General features: G+C 65.6%; 6 protein-coding genes. 3 read left to right on the forward strand and 3 right to left on the reverse strand.

Annotated elements, in window-relative coordinates; all coding sequences use genetic code 11:
• Positions 1-149: 149 nt before the first annotated feature.
• The 3 genes from VW23_RS18585 to coaBC form a co-directional block, all read right to left on the reverse strand.
• Positions 150-602 (reverse strand): cyclic nucleotide-binding domain-containing protein, encoded by a 453-nt coding sequence (locus VW23_RS18585; RefSeq protein ID WP_069911038.1) that lies wholly within the window; start codon positions 600-602, stop codon positions 150-152.
• Between the two features lie 517 nt (positions 603-1,119).
• Positions 1,120-2,067: a type I pantothenate kinase gene (gene coaA, locus VW23_RS18595; RefSeq protein WP_069911040.1), complete on the reverse strand. Its 948-nt coding sequence runs from the start codon at positions 2,065-2,067 to the stop codon at positions 1,120-1,122.
• Positions 2,067-3,287, reverse strand: a complete 1,221-nt coding sequence (coaBC, locus tag VW23_RS18600; RefSeq protein ID WP_069911041.1) for a bifunctional phosphopantothenoylcysteine decarboxylase/phosphopantothenate--cysteine ligase CoaBC — start codon at positions 3,285-3,287, stop codon at positions 2,067-2,069. Before coaBC ends, coaA begins: the two co-directional genes overlap by 1 nt.
• Before the next feature lie 83 nt (positions 3,288-3,370).
• On the opposite strand from coaBC, the gene VW23_RS28645 reads away from it, so the two are divergent.
• From VW23_RS28645 to VW23_RS18610, 3 genes are all read left to right on the forward strand, one after another.
• Positions 3,371-3,559, forward strand: coding sequence for a hypothetical protein (locus VW23_RS28645; protein WP_141728388.1), 189 nt, complete (start codon positions 3,371-3,373; stop codon positions 3,557-3,559).
• A gap of 20 nt (positions 3,560-3,579) precedes the next feature.
• Positions 3,580-4,851, forward strand: coding sequence for an L-fuconate dehydratase (locus tag VW23_RS18605; protein ID WP_069911042.1), 1,272 nt, complete (start codon positions 3,580-3,582; stop codon positions 4,849-4,851).
• A gap of 362 nt (positions 4,852-5,213) precedes the next feature.
• On the forward strand, positions 5,214-6,215 hold the full coding sequence (locus VW23_RS18610; protein ID WP_069911043.1) for a carbon-nitrogen hydrolase family protein: 1,002 nt from the start codon (positions 5,214-5,216) through the stop codon (positions 6,213-6,215).
• Positions 6,216-6,378 lie beyond the last annotated feature (163 nt).

Raw genomic sequence — 6,378 nt, forward strand, 5'->3', positions numbered from 1 at the left:
AAGGCTTGGGGGCGATCTGATCTGGCTCCCCTCCCCCGGGAGGGGGGGGACTGGGGGTGGGGGTCCATCGGTGATCACCGCGCCACCCCCTCCCTCGATCCCTCCACTCAAGGGGGAGGGAGGCGACCGCTGAGCCGTCAGTGACGGCCCTACTGCCCCAAGTCCTTGCCCGGCGCCATCAGCGTCGAGAAGATCCGGCCGATCAGGTTCCGCTCAGCCGGCTTGTCGACATGCTCGCGGTTGAGCTCCACCAGCAGCGCCGAGGTGGCGTCGAGCCGCTGACTCTGCAACTGGGCGATCCTGAGCGCCAGCTCCGGATGCTTTTCGAGGATGCGCATGGCGTCGCGCACTACCCGCACCTTACTGTCGCGCACGGCCCGGACGGTGGCGCTGTGCGGCCGGCCCAGGAGCACCGACATCTCGCCGATCATCGCGTCGGAATGTTCGATCGTCGCGATCGCCACTCCGTTCCGCTCGACCACGAACCTGCCGCTCTCCAGCACGTAGAGGTCGCGCCCGGGCGTGCCCTGGGTGACCAGTTCCTCGCCCTTGGCGACATCGAGCGTTGGCGATGAATAGGTGAGCGTCAGCAGGCTGGCCATGGTTCATCCCCGCATGATTGGCGACAGCGAGCCTAGCGCGTCGCACGGCTGCCAAGAAGGGCCATTCTGCTGGAGGACTTGCGCGGAATAGTTCTAGAACGCCTCGCAGCCGATGCCGTCACCGTCGGCATCAAGGTTGTTCGGATCGCTACCCGACATCACGACCGCCTGCCCAACGTCCTGACAATCCAAGTCGCCCGGAGCGTAGGCTGCGCCGACTCCTGCGAACCGCGGCTGGATACCTTCGAACCGTAGGGGTGCTCCCGGCATGATGAAGAATGAGGGTTGGCCGAGGGCGGTTCGTTCACTCGGCGGTGGCGGAAACTCCAAGTATATGAATGATCCTTGATGCCTGAAGTTCATCTCATCGGCCGTCGTCGGTACAATAAGCGCGGCGGCTGTGAGCAAGAATGAAAGTGCGAGTGGCATCACAAAACTCGGGTCGACTGTTCCCGGTCGATAATGTCTCGCGCAGCTTTACTGCCAATGAATCACTGAGTACGTGAATGCTTGGAGTCTACACCATGCGCAGCAGCACATCGGCGACCAGGTGGTCGCTGCCTTTCTTGAGGATCAGGTCGGCCCGCGTCCGCGTCGGCGCGATGTTGTCCATCAGGTTGGGCAGGTTGATCGAGCGCCAGTTGTCGAGCCCGAACTTGCCCGCTTCGTCCTTGCTCATGTCGGCATAGCGCTTGAAGAACGAGTCAGGGTTCCGGAACGCCGTCTCCCGTAGCCGGAAAAAGCGTTCGAGATACCAGGCTTCGAGGTCCCCAGGATCGGCATCGATATAGATCGAGAAGTCGATGAAGTCCGAAGCATAGAGGATCGGCGCGCCGGCTTTGCCCGGCGCCCCCGGCTGCAGGATGTTCAGCCCTTCGACGATCAGGATGTCGGGCTGGTCGACGATCAGGTGCTCGCCCGGCACCACGTCATAGACGAGGTGAGAGTAGATCGGCACGTCAAGCGCCGGTGTCCCCGATTTCACCGCCGCGAGGAAGGCTACCAGCCGCGCCCGGTCAAAACTCTCGGGAAAGCCCTTGCGCCGCATCAGCCCGCGCTCGATCAGCGTGGCATTGGGGTGGAGGTATCCGTCGGTGGTGACGAGGTCGACCTTCGGGCTCGATGGCCAGCGCTGCAACAGCGCCCTCAAAATACGGGCCGTGGTGGACTTGCCCACTGCCACGGACCCCGCAACGCCGATGATGAACGGCACCTTCGGCGCCCCGATATTGAGGAAACGCTGCGATACCCGGTGCAGCCCCTGGATCGCCTCGACATAGAGCGAGAGCAGGCGCGCCAGCGGCAGGTAGACCTGCTCGGCCTCCGCAAGCGAGATCGGGTCGGACAGAGCGCGGAGCCGCAGCACGTCGTCAGCCGAGAGCGTCATCGGCTCGTCGGCGCGCAGCGCCACCCATTCCGCCTTGCTGAAGTGGTGGTAGGGCGAGAGCTCGGCCGACTGCGTCATCAGCGCGGCGGCTCGCCATTGAGCCGCGCCGCGATCACCATTGCCAGCCGCTCCGCCACTTCGAGCTTATCCAGCTCGGGCCACGCTTCGGCGCCCGCGGCGCTGAGCAGCGTCACCTTGTTGCGGTCGCCACCCATCGCGCCGCCTCCGGCCGAGACATCGTTGGCGACGATCAGGTCGGCGCCCTTGCGCCTGAGCTTGGCCTCGCCATTCGCCACCACATCGCGCGTCTCGGCGGCGAAGCCGACGACGAGCTTCGGGCGCTGCGCATGATGCCCGATCGTGGCGAGGATGTCGGGGTTTTCGACCATGCTGAGGCTGGGCACGGTACCGGTACCCGGCTGCTTCTTGATCTTGTCGACGGCAACGCTGTCGACCCGCCAGTCCGCCACCGCAGCGACGAACACCGCGCCATCGGCGGGCAGCGCGCTCTCGACCGCGGCCAGCATTTGGCGGGCCGTCTCGACATGCGTGGTGGTGACGCCAGCGGGATCGGTGATCGATACCGGCCCGCTGATCAGCCGTACCTCCGCCCCGAGTTTCGCGAGCGCCGCGGCGATGGCGTGCCCCTGTTTCCCCGACGACCGGTTGGCGATGTAGCGCACCGGATCGATCGGCTCGTGCGTCGGCCCCGAGGTGACGATGAAGGTCTTGCCCGACAGCGGCCTCGCCGGCGCCAGCTGCTCGACGATGGCGGCAAGGATCTCCGCCGGCTCGGCCATCCGGCCTTCGCCGGCCTCACCTGCTTCCGCCATCGCTCCGGATTTCGGCCCGACGAACTGCACCCCGTCGGCCAGCAACGTCGCGTGGTTCCGCCGTGTCGGCGCCGCCGACCACATCAGCGGGTTCATCGCCGGCGCCATCAGCACCGGCTTGTTCGAGGCGAGCAGCACGGCGCGGGCGAGGTCGTTGGCCGCACCGGTCGCGGCCTTGGCCATCAGGTCCGCCGTCGCCGGCGCCACGACGATCAGGTCGGCCTCGCGCGACAGCCGGATATGGCCGACATCGTGCTCGTCATTGCGGTCGAACAGGTTGGTGAACACCCGGTCGGCGCTGAGCGTCGCGACCGACAGCGGGGTCACGAACTCGGCCGCTGCCGCCGTCATCACGCAGCGCACCCTGGCGCCTTCGTCACGCAGCCGCCGGATCAGCTCCAGCACTTTGTAGGCCGCAATTCCGCCGCCGATGACCAGCAGCACACGCCGATTTTGCAGTGTCATGCCCAAGCCGTCTACACGATCCGGTTGCCGTCTCATACCCACCAAAGGGCGAGCGAGCTATTCACTGGCCGCCGGACTGGGCCGTGTCATGGCGCGCCTTGGCCTGCTCGAGCGCCGCCCCGTTATCCATCGCCCAGCCCGAAGGCGTCAATGCCGATGGCCGGGTGCAGCTGGTCAACGGAAAGATCATCATCATTCGCCGAGGGCTGGCGATCGGTGCGTCCGACGTCTATTGCTTCGACAGCAAAACCGGCGCTGCCCTCGCTGCCTGAGAGATCTAAAGACCACGACCATGACCCGCATCATTGGCCTTCGCACCTACGACCTCCGCTTCCCCACCTCCGCCTCGCTCGATGGCTCCGATGCGATGAACCCCGACCCCGATTACTCCGCCGCCTATGTGGTGCTGGAGACCGATGGGGAACTCGAGGGGCACGGCCTGACCTTCACCATCGGTCGCGGCAACGAGGTGGTGGTGGCAGCGATCGAGGCGCTCCGCGATCGCGTCACCGGGCTCGAACTCGCTTGGATCGCCGAGAACCCCGGCCGCTTCTGGCGCCATGTCACCGGCGACAGCCAGCTGCGCTGGATCGGTCCGGACAAGGGCGCCATGCACCTCGCCACCGGTGCCGTGGTCAACGCGGTGTGGGACCTTCTCGCCAAAGGGGCGAACAAGCCGGTATGGCGCTATGTCGCCGAGATGACGCCCGAGCAACTCGTCTCGATCATCGACTTCCGCTATCTGACCGACGCCATCACCCCGGAGGAGGCGCTGGCGATCTTCAGGAAAGCAGAGGCGGGCAAGGCCGAGCGCATCGCCGAGCTCGAGCAGAATGGCTACCCCTGCTACACCACCTCTGCCGGCTGGCTCGGCTATTCCAACGAGAAGCTGACCCGGCTCGCTAACAAGGCGGTGGAAGCCGGCTTCTCGCATATCAAGATGAAGGTCGGCCGCGACCTCGCCGACGATATCCGCCGGCTGGAGATCGTCCGTTCGATCATGGGCCCGGACCGCTACCTGATGATCGACGCCAACCAGGTGTGGGAGGTGGGCCAGGCCATCGATTGGGTGAAGGAGCTCTCCCGCTTCAAGCCCTACTTCATCGAAGAGCCGACCAGCCCCGACGATATCGAGGGGCATCGGAAGATCCGCGAAGCCATTGCCCCGGTGAAGGTGGCGACCGGCGAGATGTGCCAGAACCGCATCCTGTTCAAGCAGTTCATCACCCGCGGCGCCATCGACATCGTGCAGATCGATGCCTGCCGCATTGGTGGGCTGAACGAGGTGCTGTCGGTGCTGCTGATGGCCGCCAAATACGGCCTGCCGGTCTGGCCGCATGCCGGCGGCGTCGGCCTCTGCGAATATGTGCAGCACCTGTCGATGATCGACTATCTCGTCGTTTCCGGCACCAAGACCGGCCGGGTGATCGAGTATGTCGACCACCTGCACGAGCATTTTCTCGATCCCTGCATCATCGAGCAGGCCGCCTACATGCCGCCAAAGCGCGCCGGCTTCTCCATCGAGATGAAACCCGCCTCGATCGAGGCGCACCGTTTCGGCTAGTTTTCTCACTGATCTCTCCACGCACTCGATGTCATCCCAGCGAAGCTGGGACCCAACTCTCCACCTGCGCGGGCTGAGAAATGGGTCCCAGCTTTCGCTGGGATGACACCCGGTGGGGAGGCGAGACGGTGGGAACACCAGGGCGGTTCACACTGTGCCTCCTTCGCCCCGTCATTGACGAATCGACCCTCACCCCGCCATCCTCATCCGGTGCGTGGCCCATCGCCGAACCTCCCAGGACCTTCCCCAGCATGGTCTCGAACGGAGGCAAAGGGACTTCAGTCTCGGGTCGCTGTCATTGGTCTCATTCCGTTTCGGATGCTGTTGCTGGGGAACTCGTCCGGGACGCGAAAGGCCTGACAATGACGCAAAACCAGAACTTCAAGCGCCGCGTGCGCAGCCGCGCCAACAAGACCGGCGAATCCTACACTGCTGCGCTGCGGCACGTTCGAGCCAGTTCCCAGCAAGACCCCAGCCCTGAGGCTCGCTCGGTTCGCCTGGCCGTGGCCCAGACCACGCTCTGCGATGATCCGCGCGACGCCGCGGCCCTGCGCGCCAGCGGAGAAGTGCTGCGCCGCCTGATGCAGCAGGCCGCCGAGGCCGGTGCCCGGATCGTTCACTTCGGCGAAGGCGCGATCTGCTCGCCCAACAAGCGCATCATGTCGTCCACCGGCCCCGACGAGATCGGACCTGCCGATTGGGATCGCTACGACTGGGGCGTGTTCAACGAGGAACTCGAGCGGACCCGCGAATACGCTCGTGAGCTCGGCATCTGGGTGGTGTTTGGCGCCGTGCACCGGCTGTCGTCGCCGCACCGGCCGCATAACAGCCTCTACGTCGTTTCCGATCGTGGGGAACTGGTCACCCGCTACGACGAGCGCCTGCTCTCCAACACCAAGATCTCCTTCATGTACGCCCCGGGGTCGGTGCCGGTGACGTTCGAGGTCGACGGAGTCAGCTTCGGCTGTGCACTCGGCATGGAGACGCATTTCCCTGAAATCTTCACCGAGTACGAGCGGCTTGACGTCGATTGCGTGCTGTTCTCGAGCACCGGCGACGGACTGCCCCATGGCGGTGGGGCGTTCGCGGCCGAGGCGCAGGGGCACGCGGCCAGCAACAGCTATTGGGTCAGCTTCGCGGTTCTCGCCAAGCACAGCCCGAGCGCCCCGGCCGGTATTGTCGGCCCGAACGGTCGATGGGTGGTCCAGTGCCCGGCGGATGGAACCACGGCGGTGGCGCTGGCCGACCTCACCACGGATCCGGCCGACCCGTCCCGTCCCTGGCGGCGTACCGCCCGGACGGGAATCTACGAACCGCATTTCGTCGCCGGCGATCCGCGCAGCGACCGCCGCAACAGCTTCTAGCCGAGAGAGCCGCAGAGCCCCTCTCTCCGCATATGGCGATACTCCAGCCGATGAGCTGGTGCGGGAAACGCACCCCCACCCCTGTCCCCTCCCCGCAAGGGGGAGGGAGACGCCAACTCAGACATCAGTGTTTTGGTCTCCTCCCCCCTTGCGGGGGAGGGAC

Origin of the sequence: Devosia insulae DS-56, from assembly GCF_000970465.2 — a bacterium.
Lineage (GTDB): Bacteria > Pseudomonadota > Alphaproteobacteria > Rhizobiales > Devosiaceae > Devosia_A > Devosia_A insulae.